The sequence below is a fragment of the Aureitalea sp. L0-47 genome (genome assembly GCF_026126405.1).
Taxonomy (GTDB): Bacteria; Bacteroidota; Bacteroidia; order Flavobacteriales; family Flavobacteriaceae; genus Pukyongia.
Genome location: NZ_JAFMTQ010000006.1, coordinates 126,420 through 143,710, shown reverse-complemented (window position 1 = coordinate 143,710; position 17,291 = coordinate 126,420). Strand labels below are relative to the sequence as shown.

The 17,291-nt window shown below is 42.2% G+C and carries 20 protein-coding genes and 1 tRNA gene; 12 read left to right on the top strand and 9 right to left on the bottom strand.

Going from position 1 to position 17,291, the window contains the following annotated elements; genetic code table 11:
• Nucleotides 1–66 precede the first annotated feature (66 nt).
• Nucleotides 67–141: transfer RNA gene (locus tag J1N09_RS08285), tRNA-Pro, on the top strand.
• A 148-nt stretch (nucleotides 142–289) separates the two neighbouring features.
• Here the strand turns inward: J1N09_RS08285 and J1N09_RS08280 are convergent.
• Genes J1N09_RS08280 through J1N09_RS08270 form a run of 3 tightly spaced genes read right to left on the bottom strand, consistent with a single transcriptional unit; the run spans nucleotide 290 to nucleotide 3,310 of the window.
• The gene (locus J1N09_RS08280; protein WP_265199645.1) at nucleotides 290–967 is read right to left on the bottom strand and encodes an ABC transporter ATP-binding protein; all 678 of its coding nucleotides are present in this window, start codon (nucleotides 965–967) and stop codon (nucleotides 290–292) included.
• A 1-nt stretch (nucleotide 968) separates the two neighbouring features.
• Nucleotides 969–2,231, bottom strand: coding sequence for an ABC transporter permease (locus tag J1N09_RS08275; protein ID WP_265199644.1), 1,263 nt, complete (start codon nucleotides 2,229–2,231; stop codon nucleotides 969–971).
• Nucleotides 2,228–3,310, bottom strand: coding sequence for an efflux RND transporter periplasmic adaptor subunit (locus J1N09_RS08270; protein ID WP_265199643.1), 1,083 nt, complete (start codon nucleotides 3,308–3,310; stop codon nucleotides 2,228–2,230). Before J1N09_RS08270 ends, J1N09_RS08275 begins: the two co-directional genes overlap by 4 nt.
• Nucleotides 3,311–3,530: 220 nt before the next feature.
• On the opposite strand from J1N09_RS08270, the gene hpf reads away from it, so the two are divergent.
• Nucleotides 3,531–3,833 (top strand): ribosome hibernation-promoting factor, HPF/YfiA family, encoded by a 303-nt coding sequence (hpf, locus tag J1N09_RS08265; RefSeq protein WP_265199642.1) that lies wholly within the window; start codon nucleotides 3,531–3,533, stop codon nucleotides 3,831–3,833.
• Nucleotides 3,834–3,859: 26 nt separating this feature from the next.
• Nucleotides 3,860–4,696 (top strand): universal stress protein, encoded by an 837-nt coding sequence (locus J1N09_RS08260; RefSeq protein ID WP_265199641.1) that lies wholly within the window; start codon nucleotides 3,860–3,862, stop codon nucleotides 4,694–4,696.
• A 50-nt stretch (nucleotides 4,697–4,746) separates the two neighbouring features.
• Here the strand turns inward: J1N09_RS08260 and deoD are convergent, their stop codons facing one another.
• From deoD to J1N09_RS08235, 5 genes are all read right to left on the bottom strand, one after another.
• Entirely contained in the window at nucleotides 4,747–5,451 is a 705-nt protein-coding gene (gene deoD / locus J1N09_RS08255) for a purine-nucleoside phosphorylase (RefSeq protein ID WP_265199640.1), read from the bottom strand.
• 4 nt (nucleotides 5,452–5,455) lie between these two features.
• Complete coding sequence (gene deoC, locus J1N09_RS08250; protein WP_321160804.1) at nucleotides 5,456–6,112, bottom strand: deoxyribose-phosphate aldolase; 657 nt, start codon at nucleotides 6,110–6,112, stop codon at nucleotides 5,456–5,458.
• Nucleotides 6,109–6,408 carry a thioredoxin gene (gene trxA, locus J1N09_RS08245; protein ID WP_265199639.1) on the bottom strand — a complete coding sequence of 100 codons (300 nt, stop codon included), beginning with the start codon at nucleotides 6,406–6,408 and terminating at the stop codon, nucleotides 6,109–6,111. The genes deoC and trxA overlap by 4 nt, the downstream gene beginning before the upstream one ends.
• A gap of 14 nt (nucleotides 6,409–6,422) precedes the next feature.
• Nucleotides 6,423–7,301 (bottom strand): RsiV family protein, encoded by an 879-nt coding sequence (locus J1N09_RS08240; protein ID WP_265199638.1) that lies wholly within the window; start codon nucleotides 7,299–7,301, stop codon nucleotides 6,423–6,425.
• Nucleotides 7,302–7,415: 114 nt separating this feature from the next.
• On the bottom strand, nucleotides 7,416–7,820 hold the full coding sequence (locus tag J1N09_RS08235; RefSeq protein WP_265199637.1) for a hypothetical protein: 405 nt from the start codon (nucleotides 7,818–7,820) through the stop codon (nucleotides 7,416–7,418).
• A gap of 98 nt (nucleotides 7,821–7,918) precedes the next feature.
• Here J1N09_RS08235 and J1N09_RS08230 point away from each other — a divergent pair, with 98 nt between their 5' ends.
• The 3 genes from J1N09_RS08230 to J1N09_RS08220 all read left to right on the top strand — a co-directional run bounded on the left by J1N09_RS08230 (nucleotide 7,919) and on the right by J1N09_RS08220 (nucleotide 11,117).
• Nucleotides 7,919–9,148 carry a PAS domain-containing sensor histidine kinase gene (locus J1N09_RS08230; RefSeq protein ID WP_265199636.1) on the top strand — a complete coding sequence of 410 codons (1,230 nt, stop codon included), beginning with the start codon at nucleotides 7,919–7,921 and terminating at the stop codon, nucleotides 9,146–9,148.
• Nucleotides 9,148–10,206, top strand: a complete 1,059-nt coding sequence (locus tag J1N09_RS08225) for a response regulator (RefSeq protein ID WP_265199686.1) — start codon at nucleotides 9,148–9,150, stop codon at nucleotides 10,204–10,206. Before J1N09_RS08230 ends, J1N09_RS08225 begins: the two co-directional genes overlap by 1 nt.
• A gap of 74 nt (nucleotides 10,207–10,280) precedes the next feature.
• Nucleotides 10,281–11,117, top strand: coding sequence for a universal stress protein (locus tag J1N09_RS08220; protein ID WP_265199635.1), 837 nt, complete (start codon nucleotides 10,281–10,283; stop codon nucleotides 11,115–11,117).
• A 7-nt stretch (nucleotides 11,118–11,124) separates the two neighbouring features.
• Here J1N09_RS08220 and J1N09_RS08215 read toward each other — a convergent pair whose 3' ends face one another.
• Entirely contained in the window at nucleotides 11,125–11,352 is a 228-nt protein-coding gene (locus J1N09_RS08215; protein WP_265199633.1) for a hypothetical protein, read from the bottom strand.
• Between the two features lie 138 nt (nucleotides 11,353–11,490).
• On the opposite strand from J1N09_RS08215, the gene J1N09_RS08210 reads away from it, so the two are divergent.
• From J1N09_RS08210 to J1N09_RS08185, 6 genes are all read left to right on the top strand, one after another.
• The gene (locus tag J1N09_RS08210; RefSeq protein ID WP_265199631.1) at nucleotides 11,491–12,336 is read left to right on the top strand and encodes a universal stress protein; all 846 of its coding nucleotides are present in this window, start codon (nucleotides 11,491–11,493) and stop codon (nucleotides 12,334–12,336) included.
• A 10-nt stretch (nucleotides 12,337–12,346) separates the two neighbouring features.
• The gene (locus tag J1N09_RS08205; protein ID WP_265199630.1) at nucleotides 12,347–13,201 is read left to right on the top strand and encodes a universal stress protein; all 855 of its coding nucleotides are present in this window, start codon (nucleotides 12,347–12,349) and stop codon (nucleotides 13,199–13,201) included.
• Between the two features lie 19 nt (nucleotides 13,202–13,220).
• A complete protein-coding gene (locus tag J1N09_RS08200) occupies nucleotides 13,221–14,066 on the top strand; it encodes a universal stress protein (protein WP_265199629.1) in 846 nt (281 codons plus the stop codon).
• Between the two features lie 62 nt (nucleotides 14,067–14,128).
• A complete protein-coding gene (locus tag J1N09_RS08195; RefSeq protein WP_265199628.1) occupies nucleotides 14,129–14,980 on the top strand; it encodes a universal stress protein in 852 nt (283 codons plus the stop codon).
• A gap of 21 nt (nucleotides 14,981–15,001) precedes the next feature.
• Entirely contained in the window at nucleotides 15,002–15,829 is an 828-nt protein-coding gene (locus J1N09_RS08190) for an ATP cone domain-containing protein (RefSeq protein WP_265199627.1), read from the top strand.
• Between the two features lie 5 nt (nucleotides 15,830–15,834).
• Complete coding sequence (locus tag J1N09_RS08185; RefSeq protein ID WP_265199625.1) at nucleotides 15,835–17,205, top strand: MBL fold metallo-hydrolase RNA specificity domain-containing protein; 1,371 nt, start codon at nucleotides 15,835–15,837, stop codon at nucleotides 17,203–17,205.
• The last annotated feature ends 86 nt before the right edge of the window (nucleotides 17,206–17,291 follow it).

Genomic DNA, 17,291 nt, shown 5'->3' with positions numbered 1-17,291 from the left:
ATAAAAAGAAAAGAACTACTAACCACTTGCTGAACCTTTGAAATTCATTATTTTTGCATTCAATTTCGGGATGTGGCGCAGCCCGGTTAGCGCACACGCCTGGGGGGCGTGGGGTCGCAGGTTCAAATCCTGTCATCCCGACTTAACCAAAAAGTGATTCAGAAATGAATCACTTTTTTATTTCCGAAAGCGTACGAAATTCATTTCGTTAAGCTTGAGGGAAAAAAAAAAGAATACGCAGTATTCACTTTTTGATTTGCACTGAGAAACCATTGGATTTCGCAACATTCTACGAAACCAAAATCTTACCATCCCCCATACTTATGATACGATCCGTCCTTTTAGCGAAATCAAGATCATGCGTTACAATGAGTAAGGATAGCCCTTGTTCGTCACTCAGCTTTTTAAATATCTGAAATACATTTTCAGCATTCTGACTGTCCAAGTTTCCGGTGGGTTCATCGCCCATAAGTATGATGGGGTCATTTATTAGTGCCCGTGCAATAGCCACACGTTGCTTCTCACCTCCCGAAATCCGATTCGCCCGCTTCTTAGCCAGATGATCTATTTCGAGTATCCTTAATTTCTGCATCGCATCTTCCCTGATCTCTTCGGCCGTTTTAACCGCCAGCTTCTTTGCTGGCAGCATTACATTCTCCAGCACGGTGAATTCAGAAAGTAAATAATGAAACTGAAAAACAAATCCCAGGTACTTGTTTCGGATATGCGACAAACGATCAGATTCCAGGCCGGTAACGAGTTCGCCCTTGAGCCATAGCTCCCCGTTATAGTCTGTGTCCATGGTGGAAAGGATATATAGTAAGGTCGACTTACCGCATCCCGATTTTCCCATCACCGTAGCAAATTCTCCGCGTTTCACCGCAAGATTGATGTCCTTTAACACGTGGAATTCAACGGGTTTCCTGAAATATTTGTCGATATGTCTCGCTTCAAGTACGCTGTTCATATCATTGACCTCTAATGATCTTAACCGGATCAACTCGTTTTGCCCTGAGCGATGGGAGGTAGCCGGCGAAAAAAGTCGATACTATAGCAAAGGTGATACCGATGGCATAATACCACGGATTGTGATTTACCGGATAGGTTGTAACGGTAGGAAGGGCTTCAGTTTCGAATGGGATTCCATCGATAAGATGAGCAAGACCGATCCCGATTAGCAGGCCTAAGATACCACCTACGATTCCAATAATGAGCGCCTGCATAATGAATATCCATTGGACATCACTTCCCGAGAATCCGGTTGCTTTCAGGATGGCTATGTCGTTCATCTTTTCATAGATAAGCATATTCAGGATATTATAAATTCCGAAACCAGCCACAATAAGCAGGGTAATGGATACGGCATAAGTGATCAGGTTTCGTATGGTTGTACCTGTTTCGAACTGAGCGTTCGCTTCGTTGATGTCGACCGCCCTCAGGTTGAATTGCTGTTCGATGGACCGGGCAATAGTTGGTGCAAGGGAGATATCCTTAAGTTTTAGATTTACGTCGGTGATATAGTTAGCCGCGCCTTCTACTAATTTCTGTGCTGTCTTAATAGTGGTATAGCTTCTGGAGTTGTCAATGTCGGCCAAACCACTTTGGAAAAACCCCACAATTTTAAGCGGAAAGACCGTGCCATTCGTTGAGGTCACCTGTACCCTGTCGCCCACTTTAAGCGACATGGTTTCAGCAATGCCAATACCCAACAGTATACCATTGTTGGTATTTTTCAGATCTTCGGGCTTACCTGCCACTATGTAGTCCCGAAAATTGAAGTATTCCACTTCCTCCATGATGTTCACACCTGTAACCACCCCGCCCATTTCTATGGACCCCGCCACATAGAATACTTGTGCCCGAACCTGTGGCAGGGCACTCAGAACGTTAGGATCTCCTTTAAGATGACTGATCATGGGAAGTGCATCATGTATTCGATTCTGGTTTTGTTTTGGTTTTACTGAATGAACCACGTTCATGGCATTTTCAAATTCACTATAGAGTGCAATAGGTTGTTTTTCTGAAGGTTGTATCTCGTTGTAAATGTGCACGTGGGGAGTCTGGTTGAGGATCATATCATCCAGCATTTTATTGAGACCGGTCATAAAGGAAACGAGAGTGATATAGGCACCAATTCCGAAGGTAACACCCAGAGCAGCAGTCGCGGTTTGCCTTATTTTACTGAGCAAATGCGTTTTTGCAATGGTTACTAAGACCTTTCTTTGGTTCATCGTTCTGGCTTTTGTATCCAGTCTTCTGCTGTAATTCCTGATAACACCTCTACATATTGAAGGTTCATTAGTCCGGTTTCAATTTCCACCTCACCCGCCTCAGTGAGCACCCTGTTTTGGTCTATAAGGTACTCCCGGGGAATTACCAGGGCGTCTTTTTTGGTAGCAATAATCACATTAGCCTCTCCTGAAAGCCCGGGATATAGGCGCTCCGGAATATCCAGAAATCGCGCTTCTACGGTAAATGTTTGATTGCGGTAGTCTTTTTCCGGCAGGATTTTGAAGATCTCTGCTTTGAATGTTCTGTCACCATAAGCGTCAAGCACCACGATCAATTGCTGTCCTTCACGGATTTGAACCACATCTACTTCGTCTACCAGGAGTTCGATTATAAATTTATCGGAACAACCTATGGTGGCAATTGGCTCCATTGTGCTTACCAGTTCCCCTGGATTCTTGTAAACAGAATAAACCGTACCCTGTAGCTTACTCCGGATCGTGAAATCCCCAAAGGTGACCAGGGAAGATTTGTACTGGTTTTCTGCCTGTTCCAGTTGTGTTCGGAGTTCTTCTTTCGTTCGGGCAAATTCGTTCTGAAGTCGGTTTAAGGTATTCCTCGACAGGTCGTAAGCCAGCTTGCTATTATCGTATTGTGCTTTGGATCCAATTTTCTGGTCCCATAAATTCTTTTGTCTGAAATAATTCAGGGAGTCATTGGAAAGCTTCAGTTTAGCCGCATCAATATTGTCTATAAGGGAATTGAGAAGTGCAGACTGCCCTGAATAATTATTGCGTGCCAGTTCGTAGGCCAGTTTCGCGTTGTCCGACGTTAAGGATGAATTTGTATTGACGATCTTGAGTAATTCCTGTTCTTTCCGAACACTATCCCCTTCTTCCACGTATAGCTCGTCCAGTATTCCGTTTACTGTTGTAAAGACTTTATAGAGACTATCGGGTTGAACGGTCACAGAAGCGTACACCGATTCGGTTAGTTCCATTTTTTCAGGTTGGATCTTTTCGGTATTCGGGTCGCAAGAGGCAAGCAAAAAAATACTTGCGATTATAAGTAAAACTCTCATAATCGATAGTTTACTTCAAATTTCAGCAATAAAGCGTTTGGAGGCTATGATAAAAATCAGGAATATTGTAATGCAATTCAGAAAACATTCAAACGTTAGAAACCTGTAACAGCAGTGCCGGTATCGTTTGAGAAGTGCTGGAAATCAAGCGATATGACATGTATCATATTTTTTCCATGACCAGAAAAGTAAATTTGAATATAATTAAATCACAACAGGTATGACAATTTCAATTCAATACGTTAAAATGCCAACGAGCGAAACTCTTACGGCGTTTACCGAAAAAAGGCTGAATAAATTGGCTAGTAAGTACAGCTGGCTGATTTCCGCCAACGTTCATTTTAAACTCGAAAAGGAGAAGGATGCTATGGGCAAGAAGATCTGTGAGATCGAGCTTAGCCTTCCCGGGCCAAAGATATTCGCTTCATCAAAAGAAGAGAATTTTGAAGTAGCGGTTAAGGAGACTTTAAACGACCTGTCGAGACAGCTTAAGAAAAGAAAAGAAACCACCTTTAATCACTAATTCTAGCAAACCAAAACCCAAATAACATGAAAACTATTTTAGTACCCATAGATTTCTCCACACATTCCGAATACGCTTTGGAAGTGGCTGCGAGAATGGCTAGAACGCACAATGCTTCCTTGGTTGCACTCCACATGATGGGGCTTTCCCAGGCTGTACTTACTAAGGACGATTCCCAGGAAGTATTTGAAGCTATGTATTATATGAAATTAGCCGAGAAGCGTTTTGAGGATTTCCTGGATCGTGACTATCTGAAAGGAATTGAAGTACAAACAACCGTTCAGAATTATAAATTATTCCACGAGATCGATTCAGTAGCTAAGGAATTCAACGCAGATCTTATAGTAATGGGATCACACGGAGCTAGTGGATTAAAAGAAGTATTCGTAGGCTCTAATACAGAGAAAGTAGTTCGATCTTCTCAAATCCCTGTACTTGTTGTTAAGAACAGAATGAGAAATGAACCTATGGGTAAAGTGATCTTTGCTAACAATTTCGATAAGGAGAATGTAAGTTCATTCCTAAAGGCTAAGAAATTGTTCGATAAGCTTGGCATTAATATGCGATTGGTCTACATAAACACTCCCGGAGATGGTTTCAGAAGCACTCAGGAAATGGAGGAAAAAGTAGCCGATTTCTTTATAGAAGCTGGTGTAAACGGCGAATTTAGCGTTAACGACGTGGTGTATTACAGCGCTTACTCCATCGAAGAAGGTATCTTCACATATAGCAATAGAGTAGATGCCGATCTGATAGCCATTCCAACTCATGGTCGCAAAGGTTTGGCTCATTTCTTCTCCGGAAGTATAAGTGAGGATTTGGTAAATCATTCAGACTTACCGGTCATTACCTTTAAAATGTAATTGTACGGCTAATTGCATGTTGAACAGGGGTTCCGAAAGGAGCCCCTTTTTTATTTGATGAGGGTATTCAAGGCTATTTCAACCATTTGAGTAAACGTGCTCTCCCTTTCCTCCTGGGTGGAACGCTCGTCGCTCACAAGAGAATCCGAAATCGTTAGGATGGCAAGTGCTTTTACATTGTGTTTGGCGGCTATGGTATATATACCCGCGGCTTCCATTTCAACACATAAGACTCCATATTCTGCCCACAATTTGTAGGCTTCAGGATCGTCTTCGTAGAATTCATCGGTGGAAAGTACATTTCCCGCTTTAACAGGAATTCCGTGTTTCCGGGCATAATCGGTAGCTTTCATTAAGAGCTCAAAATTGGCCGTGGGGGAGTAGTCTGCATTGATGAATCGGGAGTTATTTATACCTGAAGTAGAAGAGGCGGCCATTGCAATTACAATGTCCCTGAGATTAATGTTCGGCTGATACGAACCCGCACTTCCTACACGTATTAGATTCTTTACGCCGTATTCCGTTATTAGCTCATGACAGTAGATCAAAGTGGAGGGAATCCCCATACCTGAACCTTGCACCGAAATTCGTTTGCCCTTGTAGGTGCCTGTGTAGCCCAGCATCGCCCTGACATCGTTGTAGCATATCGCGTCCTCCAGGAAGGTTTCGGCGATCCATTTTGCCCGCATAGGATCACCCGGCAATAAAACTGATTCGGCTATTTCGCCCGGTCGGGCTTCAAGATGCGTGCTCATAGATTTATTCTGAAGCTCCTTTAATTAAATGTATTCCTCGCGAAGTTCCTATTCTATCCACTCCTAGCTCTATATATTCCAAAGCTTCAACTCTGGATCCGATACCCCCGGAGGCCTTCACCTTTACAGCATTGCCAATGGAGGATCTCATAAGTTTCACATCATCCTGCGTTGCACCGCCACTACCGAAACCGGTGGACGTCTTAACGTAATCTGCTCCTGCTTTATCGGCTATAAGACAGGCGATCTTTTTCTCTTCATCTGTTAGGTAACAGGTTTCCAGTATTACTTTCAAAACCTTTTTTCCAATGGCTTTTTTTACGGCTTCTATATCTTCTTTTACACTTTTATGGAGACCTGATTTCAGAAAACCAACATTGAGGACCATATCGATTTCGTCCGCTCCATCCTTTATAGCTTGTCTTGCTTCAGTAACTTTTGCCTTGGTGGAGCAGGCTCCTAAAGGGAAACCAACTGTGGAAGCGATCTTTACCTCTGAATCTTTTAACTCCCTCTTGGCCAGGTAAACATAACTGCTGTTTACACAAATTGCATAGAAATCATATTCCTGTGCTTCACGGCACAATTGAATTATGTCATCCGGTGATGCCGCCGCATGCAAATAGGTGTGATCAATATATTCATTTAATGGTTTCATCATATGTTTTCCCGAAGTAAAGATAACAAGTCCTGTTTCTGCATCACGCCGGATTGCCTCCAAACCTGTGTTCCGTTTTTGAATAGGATCAAGGTAGGTACTCCCATCACATTGAATTGCGTTGCCAACCCCTGGTTTTTATCAACGTCGATTTTCACAATTCGGGCCTTGTCTCCAATTTCCTCTTTCACTTCTTTTAAAATGGGTCCCAGCACCTTGCATGGACCACACCATTCGGCAGAAAAATCGACCAGTACAAGATCGTTGCCCGAAATAATATCCTTAAATGAGCTTTTCATCGCGATATATGGAGTTATAATTGCAGTGGATTCAGGTTGTATCGGCGCAATACGGGCAGTAGTTCTTCCAATGGAATTTCAACGGAGAAGTTGCCCGTGTAGGTAGGACAGATCACACAATCGTCAAAATAGTATTCTACCATTTTGTCGTCCACCACGAAGTTATCCTTGTATTCAAAGAAGTCTTCTTCAGAAATACCCCAGCAGTCATAATACACTTCTCCTGATTCGATCTTTGCTACGAGGATCTCGTTGAGGATCTTTCTCAGTTCTTCTTCGGAACCTTCAATAAAGAAATCTTCGTAATTCATGAAAACCGAACGGTCCAGGTCGAAGTTCAGGCAATCGAACGTATAGGAGGGATGTAAGGTTCCTGAATAGAAATTCTCTTTGTAAAACAGCACGCTTACGAGCTTTTCGTTCACATTGTACACCTTGTAGTCCACATATCTTTTTTCTCTGAATTTGTTAATTCTAAGCGTGTCACAGAGTAGCTCCTTATCTTCGAGTATTTGAGCTTCCACACCAGCCAGATCCAGGTATGTTTCGGAAATGTATTCATTGAAGTTTACGTATGAAGGCTTCAGGGTTTCGTTGAGGTAAGGATATTTGAAATCAATAGTATAGAGGTCTTCTTCCTTGAGAAATTGTTTAGAGATGATCAATTCCTCAAGTTGTTCACGTTCGTCCGGCTTCTCTACCAGTTGTTTCTTTCGGATTTCAACATCGATCTGTCGTTGCAGGTCAAGGTCACCTTCTGTTGCCACGATCGTATCGTTCATCATGGGATCGGACTCTTCTATGAGGGGTTCATCAACGACCTCCTTTTTAGGGTCGTCTTTACAACCGCTTAGCAACAAGAGTAGGGATAGAATTAAAAGAAATTGTTTCATAATACAGTTCTTAATGTAGTAAAAATAGCCGCTAAACACTTCAATAAATATGATATTCCTCAGCAATGAAGAACGCCTCTTTACTGTTCTGTGCAACACGAATGAATGTAATTTTTATGTGGCCAGCAGGAGTTGAAGTTTAGCGAGTATGATGAGTTCCGATTTATTCTTTCCGGAGAAAGCATCGGCAATTTCGTTAGCGGTAAGATAAATTAGTTTTTTACGCTCCTCGGTAAACAGCGATGGGTGTTCTTTCAAATAATTTTCAAAACTTTCGAAACAGGCATCAGCGTCTGTGCGTTCATAATCGAACCAGTCGAAAACCACCTCCATCTGGTAGATCGCCTGTGAGTTGTAATCATCCACACTGCTGTCGTATTTCGACCACACATCGCGTACCAATTTCTTCAGCGCGTCATATTCAGATTCGCGAACTACCTTGTCGGCAGCGGCGACGGCATAGAATAATTCCCCCACTTTCTGGTAAAAGGCAATTTGTGGTTTTTCAATATAGGTCATTTGATGTTTTTTGTTTCCATAAAATTAAATTCAGAAGGGCATACATTTTATGATATATATCAGTTAGGTAGAATTTTTAAAATACCTATTTTTGAAATATGGAGGTATTTAACAAAAGTGATGATATCTATAAGATTCTTACTGAAGCTATTTCCGAAGGTATCGTGGTTGTTAATGACCAACAGATCATCGTAGCTACTAACCATTCCCTGAACTCACTTTTTGGTTATGAAGAAGAGGAACTTGTAGGTAAACCACTTAATATTCTCATTCCGAAGGAATACCATAAGCAGCACAAGTCACATTTTTCATCTTTTATGGGTGAGAGTTCCAAACGGCAAATGGGCCAGGGACGAAACTTATACGGGGTGAAAAAGGACGGATCGAAATTTCCCGTAGAAGCTGGTCTCAATCCTTTTGATATCTACGGAAAGTCCTATGTGATGGCATTGATCATCGACATTACTGTCAGAAAAACACAGGAAGAGGAAATAACGACGCTTAACTCTAAATTGGAGAATAAGGTTGCTGAACGTACAAAGGAACTTAAGAAGAGTATAGAAAAGCTGGAAAAGGAGGTCGAACGAAGGCAGAAGGCAGAGAACAAAATAAAAGAATCACTTCGGAAGGAAAGGGAGCTAAGTGAGCTGAAGACCAAATTCCTATCCCTTGTGTCCCATGAGTTTAAAACTCCCCTCAGCGGAATATTCACATCAGCAACCCTGGCAGGGAAGTATACCGAAAGTGAACAGCAGGAAAAACGAGAGAAACACATCAAGACCATTCACAATAAGGTGAAATACCTCAATAATATTCTGGATGACTTCTTGTCGATCGAACGTCTGGAAAGCGGAAAAGTAAATTATAAATACAATATATTTCCTCTTAGTAAGGTAATCAACGAAGTGATCTATGGGGCAAATATGCTACTCAAAGAAGGACAGATAATCAATTACCCTCTTGGGATAGATGACATAATGATTGATTTCGACGAAAAGATCCTTGAGCTTACTTTAACCAATCTTGTCAATAACGCGGTCAAGTATTCCCCTGAAAACACTTCCATCGACATAAGAGTCCGTTCGGAGGGAGAGAGACTAACTATCGAAATAGAAGACGAGGGTATGGGTATCCCAAAAAACGAACAGAAGTTTATATTCAATCGCTATTTCAGGGCGGAAAATGCCCTGCTCAACCAAGGAACCGGGATCGGGCTGAATATTGTAAAAAACCATTTGGAAAACCTTGATGGTACCATTACCTTTACAAGTGAAGAAAACAAGGGAAGTACCTTTACGGTTACTATCCCAACTATGGGTAATTTATGATTAAAAACATCCTTCTAATTGAAGATGATTCAGCACTGCGTGAAAATACCGCGGAAATACTTGAATTATCAGGCTACTCTGTTAGCACTGCTTCTAATGGCAGGATAGGAATAGAAAAAGCTAAGGCCGAACATCCGCATGTTATCGTCTGTGATATTATGATGCCTGAAGTAGACGGATATGGTGTGCTGGAGTCACTTTCTCATAACCATGAGACGCAGCATATACCTTTTATATTCCTGTCTGCTAAAACCGAGCATAAAGAAATTCGAAAAGGAATGGATCTCGGGGCAGACGACTATATTACCAAGCCCTTTGAAGAGGGCGAACTCATAAGTGCAATAGAAAGTCGCCTGGCAAAATCTGAATTGCTGAAACAGGCAATGGAAACAAACGCGGAGAGTAAGGTTAGCAAAGATGACGACGATTCCATCCGGAACCTGAACGAACTTAAGAACTTCTTCGATGACAACGGTGAGATCGCCAATTACGGTAAAGGTGAAACCATTTATAAAGAGGGAGGGCATTCTAATAATATTTTCCTAATCCTGAAAGGCATCGTGAAGAGTCACAAGATGGACGAGAACGGAAAGGAGTTGATCACGGAACTCCACAAACCAGACGATTTTCTAGGTTTTACCTCTTTCGAAGAGGCGCTTCCTTATCAGGAATCGGCAACAGCCGTGGAGGATGTGGAACTCGCCGTCGTATCAAAGAATATTTTGAAAGACATACTTTCAAAAAGCAATGCGGTTTCCCTTGAGTTGATGAATGTGCTCACAGAGAATTTATCCGATATCAAGGAACAATTGCTTCAAATGGCGTATAGTTCGGTGCGCAAAAAAACCGCCTCTACAATTTTACAGTTTGCGGAAATTCTGAATAAAAAGCAGAACGACAACATTAAAATTTCCCGTCACGACCTGGCAAGTGTTGCCGGAATCGCTACTGAGAGTTTGATTCGAACCCTGTCCGGATTCAAGAAAGACGGGCTCATCGAGATCGAAGGCCGAAATATCAGGATTGTAGATCTGGAGGGACTCAAGCATATCGAGTAATTTTTTAAAACTGACATATATCATTCTTTACGCCTCCGGAGCCGCCTATTTTTGCTTCTAAGTGTAGTTAAAGAATGAAGCGAATTCTTATTCCCACCGATTTTTCACTTAACTCGTGGAATGCAATAGAATATTCGCTGGCTTTTTATAATAATATGCCAGTGAACATTCATCTATTGCATATAGTCTATTCGGGAAGTGTGTCTAATGGTGACGATCTGCATGCAAATGGTATTTCCATTATAGATAATCCCGGGAAGACGAAGGAGAAGCAACTTAAGAAGCTAATGCTTAAGATCGAGACCCTATACCCTCGATGCAAAGCCAATATAGATGTTCGGGTAGTTCACTCCTTATTCGTTGAAGGAATAAAGAACACCGTGCGCGAACTGGATATTGATCTTATCATCATGGGTACCAAAGGCGCTTCCGGGCTCAAGGAAGTTACAATTGGCAGCCATACCGGAGCCGTGATCAGAAGGGTGAAATCACCTGTGCTTGTCATACCGGAACGTGCGGTTTTCGAAAAGCCGGAGAACATAGTATTCCCTACCGATTTTAATATTCTTTATAAGCAGAAAGTACTTGATACCTTGTTCAAGGTTACCGATGTCCATGAATCTACGATCAAAGTCCTGCGGGTTGCCAGTGACGAATACGCGCTGAACGAGGAACAAATTAAGAACCGGGAATACCTGAGAGATGCACTTGAGGGAAGGTCGAACAGTTTTCACTGCATCAAGAACCCCAAGCTTGAAGAGGGGTTACAGTCGTTTATAGATCTTATGGGTGTTCAGATCATCGCCATGGTGGCAAAGAACCTGAATTTCTTCCAACGCCTGCTTTTCAGGCCTGCGGTTGCCAAGATCAGTTATCACACCGAAATACCTTTCCTGGTACTACATGAGTAGTGCGTAATTATCTGTATTCTTCGCGAATTGGTCGGTCTTCGTAGTAATCTTCGAAGGTCTTGTCAGTGGTGTAATCGTCCCTAAGCACCTTATAAACCGTGATAACCAGGAGTACCTGTCCGAAAGTCGTTAGTAAAAACACCCAACTGAAAGGGAAGTTTAGAGTTGAAAAAATTACTACCGTGATCAGAACCAGGGTCGTGATCGCAAGTAATGGCATTGCTGAAAGTTTCATAGCTTTTTGATGTAAAGGTACAATGAATTCAAATCCATTCATCCTAAAGAATTCCTAATTCCTCTCCATCTGATATATATCATTTTTTCTGAAGGGCCCGAGCAATAACTTTGATTGCATTCATAAAAACCAAGAACTATGCGTAAAGTACTCATACCTACCGATTTCTCCGACAATGCTATGAATGCCATCAAATACGCGATGGAATTGTTCAAGTACGATCGAACCGATTTCTACATGATGCATGCATACGGAGATGAAGTGTACAGCACTCCGGGTATGAGTCGCAAGGAAATTAACGCAGCAAAGGATAATGCACTGCATGCGTCCAATGAAGAATTACATCGGAAAATAGAGGAGATGAAAACTATCTCACCCAACCCGAGGCACAATTATTACCCTATTGCCGTTTTTGGGGCATTAGTGGATGAAGCCAATGAAATCGCCGAATTAGAAAACGTAGATGTGATCGTGATGGGAACCAAGGGTAAGTCGGACGACCGAAATATTACCTTCGGAAGTAATACGCTTCAGGTGATTAAATATGTAAAATGCCCGGTACTCGCTGTTCCTTTAGCATATAAGGAAATTCAACCGCAGAACATACTTTTTGCTACGGACTATATGCTGCCCTATCAGCGAAGAGAACTGAAATTGCTGAGTACCTTAACACAAAATTTTGCTGCTAAGCTGAAGATTCTTCATATTTCCAAATTTGACGAACTTTCGTTCAGACAAGAAGATAATAAAGCCTTTCTCGAATATTGCCTGGAGCAGGTACAACCCTCCTACTTACAGCTGCCGGGGACTGATGTAACTGGTGTTATAAACGACGCCGTGGAGAACTACAACACCGACCTTTTAGTGATGATAAACTCGCGGCACTCATTTTTGGAGGACTTTCTATTTACCTCAAAGGTCGAAAAGATAGGATTGGAAATTAAGATCCCATTCCTAGTGTTACAGAATTTGCCGCGAAACTAAACGAATCGCCATGAGACGAATTCTATTACCTACCGATTTTTCGGAGAACGCAATGAATGCTATCCGATATGCCGTTCAATTGTTTAAGAATTCCTCCTGCGAATTTTATCTGCTTCATACGTATACACCCGCCGCTTACAACGTAGGAAGTATGGCCGATAGTTATTCGGCACTGGAATTACAACGAGTAACTAAAGAGAATGCCGAACGTGAAATGGATGAGGTTGAGGAGACCATCAGGTCCGAATTCAACAATAGCAATCACCATTTCATCAAGTTGGTTACCTTCAATCTACTGATCCATGAGATCCAGGATCTGGTTGAAACCAAAGGGATCGACCTTATCGTCATGGGTACTCAGGGAGCAACGGGTGCTCAAGAGATCTTCCTGGGAACGCATACCATGTATGCCATTAAAAAAGTGAATTGCCCGGTGATAGCGGTTCCTTCTGGTTTTGGTTTTGAACCGCCTAAGGAGATACTGTTTCCAACGGATTACCGTTTAAGCACTAGCAATCCATACTTATCCCTCCTTCGTGAGATTTGTGACTTGCAACTGGCCCGACTGAATATATTGAATGCCTACTACGGAGAACCCTTAAACAACGAACAGAAGCAGGTTAAGGCGTATCTGGACGCTTATTTCAAAGACAATGCCCACCTTTTCCACATAGCGGACGACACCGATGTGGTAGGTGCCATCGAGAAGTTTCAAACCAAACACAAGATCAACTTACTAGTTATGATCCATAACCGTCATAACTTCTTCGAGAATCTCATCTTTAAGCCTGTGATCAATGAGATCGTCTATCATACGAAAATTCCATTCCTCGTGATTCCTTCTGAAGAAAGAATGATGCATTAACCTTATAAAAGGCAAGATCATGAAGAAAATTTTAGTACCTACGGATTTTTCTGAAAATGCATACAATGCTCTCATTTATGCCAGTCGGCTCTTTGAAAAGAAACCTTGTATTATTTATATACTTCACTCAATTGAGGTTGAAGCTTCAAGACTAACGTCCCTGGTGGATATCAGCCAATCAAAAGAGATTTTGGACGCTCTATACGATGAATCCGATAGCAAATGTGAAGAAGTAAAGGCACGACTCATTGAGGACACCAGGGGATGCGGCCATAAATTCGACGTGATCTCAACTGCCATGTCACTGCCGCGTGCAATGAACCGGATATGTATTCAACGTAAGGTAGACTTTGTTGTCATGGGCACCAAAGGGCGAACCGGAGCAAAGGAGGTGATATTGGGAAGTAATACCATCAAGGTGATCGACAGAATCAAGAAAACTCCTGTGTTGGTAGTTCCTCCCAATGCTGTTTTTCAGTTTATTGAGCTTATGGCCTTTCCAACCTCCTTTGAGAAAGAATACCATCCTTCAGACCTCGATGCGCTATTATACCTGGCCAAACTGCATAATTCAGAAATAAAAGTTCTCCATGTTCGGGAACATGAAATTATTACCGATACACAGCGAAAGAACCTTGACGCTTTGATGAATTTATTGAGTGATATTCAATGCAACATAGAATGGCTGGAATCAAATTTCGGGATAACTACCACCTTAAGTTACTTTGTTGATAATCACAATGTGGATCTACTCGCCATTATCTATTACAAGCATAACTTCATTGTTCAATTGTTCAGGGAATCGATCGTGAAAAAGATAGGAAGAAGGCCATCAACGCCTTACCTCGTTATACCTGCTAGCTGATATTTATCATAGCAGTTAGCCTATATGTGGTGTACATTTAAAGACAACTAAAAACGCAGGCCATGCGAAAAAAGATATTATTACCCACCGACTTTTCCAGAAATGCATGGGACGCCATCGTATATGCAATCGAGTTGTACAAGAACGAATCCTGTGATTTCTACATTCTGAATACGTATAACTTCTCCGGCTATGCCATGGACAACATTGTTGTTGCCCAACCCAATAACGAATACGCGGAGGCAATAAAGGAAAAATCATTGAAGGGACTCGAGAAGATCCTTCAGAGAATATCCTTTCGCGAGGACGAATCCGACCATAAATTTTTTACAATTTCGAAGAATGACAACCTGCTTGATGCCATCAAAGAAGTGGTAGAATTGAAGGATATAGACCTTGTGATCATGGGTACGAAGGGAGATACGGATGCGTTAAATGTTTCCTTCGGAAGTAATACGGTTACCGTTATGGAAAAGGAACGTAACTGCCCGGTAATGGCCATTCCTCCGGATACTGTGTATTCGGACCCCACTGAAATCGTATTTCCCACAAGCTTTAAAACACACTACAAGAGACGGGAGTTGGTACACCTTATTGATATCGCAAGGATCACAAAAGCTCCGATCCGTATCCTTCACGTTGAAACCGAAAAACAACTCAGCGAAACTCAAATGAATTACAAAGAGCTGCTGGAAGAGTGTTTCGAAGGTCTGGAATACAGTTATCATACCATGGAGAAAAGTGATATTGGAGAAGCTGTAGAATTGTTCGTGAATAACAGGGGTAGTGGTATGATCGCTTTTATCAATAAAAAGCATACCTTCTTCGGAAGTATATTTTCCAGGCCGCTCGTTAAAGATCTGGGAATACATTCCAAAGTACCTGTACTCGCGTTACACGATTTGAGAAATTAATCTTCAAAAGCAATCTATCGAATGAGTGATGAGCAATTTCAAGTCATCAAATCAACTGGCGAGAAAGTAGATTTCTCTCTGGATAAGCTGAGTTCTTCCCTGAGAAGGAGTGGAGCCGACAAGACTACGATCAAGTCCATTATCAATACCGTTAGGGATGAACTGTACCAGGGAATAAGCACTAAAGAGATCTACAACAGGGCATACGCCCTGCTTAAACGCAAAAAGTCCATTTTTGCTTCCAAGTATAAACTAAAGAAGGCCATTTACGAACTTGGTCCTACAGGTTTTCCTTTTGAACGCTTTGTGGGTGCTCTTTTGCAATATTCCGGTTACGAGGTAAAGGTGGGGAAATTCCTCAATGGCAGATGTGTTACCCATGAAGTCGATGTAATTGCTCGTAAAAACTCGGATTATATTATCGCGGAATGTAAGTTTCACAGTGATGAGAGCCGAAATTGCGATGTGAAGATCCCGCTGTACATTGATTCCCGGTACCGTGATATTGTAGCTCAACAAAAGGTAGATACGCCAACGGAAGGCTGGGTGGTGACCAACACCAGGTTCACCAAGGACGCTCTGGATTACGGCCTCTGCTGCGGTCTATACCTCCTAAGCTGGGATCACCCCAAAGGAAACAGTCTTAAAGAAAGAATCGACAGGTTAGGACTCTATCCAATAACAGTATCCACTTTGCTCACGAAACGAGAGAAACAGTTTTTACTAAGTCGGGATATTGTGCTTTGCAGACAGTTGTACAAAGACAAATTTTTCCTGGATCATCTTGGGATCTCCGAAAACCGAAAAGAGAGAATACTGGAGGAAGTAAATATGTTGTGTAATTTCTAAATCTTATGAGAACAGCGAAAATACATTTCCTCGGGGCTGCCGGAACAGTAACCGGTTCCAAGTTCGTCCTGGAAACGGAAGAAGTAAATATAATGGTAGATTGTGGGATGTTCCAGGGGTTAAAAGAACTTCGTGAACGCAACTGGGATCCGCTGCCATTCGATGCCGGTAAGATTGATTTTGTACTACTCACACACGGCCACCTGGATCATACAGGATACCTGCCGAGATTGGTAAAACAGGGATTCCGTGGAAAGATAGTAGGAACTGCTCCAACACTTGCCGTTACAAAGATTATACTGGAAGACAGCGGAAAGATTCATGAGGAAGAGGCCGAAAAGGCCAATGAGGAAGGATATTCCAAACACGATCCGGCCTTACCTTTCTATACTATTCGAGAGGCAGAAGCTACCTTGAATTTCTTTTCTGAAATTGAAAAGGATGAATGGAACACGTTGAGTGAGCATTGCAAATGTCGTTTTCGGTACAACGGACATATCATTGGTTCCACTTTTATCGAATTGCAGATCTTCGATAAACGATTTGTTTTTTCGGGCGATATTGGACGAAGTAACGATCATTTATTATTCCCTCCGGAAAAGCCGGAATGGGCAGATTACCTATTCGTTGAGAGCACATACGGGAACAAATTACACCCTGAGGAGAGCGTAACGGAGATACTCTCCAATTTGATCAACAAGACTATTTATAGTCGTGGCGCCCTGATCATTCCGTCTTTCGCTGTGGAACGCCTGCAAGTGCTTATGTATTTACTGTGGAAAATGTACAGGGAGAACCGCATTCCGAATATCCCAATCTTCATCGACAGTCCAATGGGGAACAATGTGCTTAGTGTGTTTGAGCGTTATCCGGAATGGTACAAACTAAACCCTTCGGAATTTAGTTCAATGCAGAGCCGGATGGAGATCATAACGTCCTATCGAGAGACCTGGGAAACCATAGATGACCCCAGGCCAAAAGTTGTGATCGCGGGTAGCGGAATGGTAACTGGCGGAAGGGTTTTGACCTACCTGAAACAACTCGTGGATAACGATAATACCGCAGTGTTACTGGTAGGATTTCAAGCTGAGGGAACACGAGGCCGTCAACTACTGGAAGGTATTCATGAGCTGAAGATCTTCGGAAAGTATTACCCCGTGAAAGCTGAGGTCCATCACATCGAAAGCCTTTCGGCTCATGCAGACCAGGGGGAACTCCTGGACTGGCTTTCAGAAATAAAAAACATACCTGAACAAACATTTCTGATACACGGTGAGCCCACTGCCCGGGATGTATTCCGAACAAAAATACAAGACCGTTATCAATGGCGGGTTCAGACACCACATCTGTTTGATATAGTGACGGTTATGGTTTAATAGTCTTAAAGTTAATATACTCCCAATTGATGTCAAAGCTGATAATTGTCATTGTCGGCAATTCAACTTATTTCTACATTTAAGAG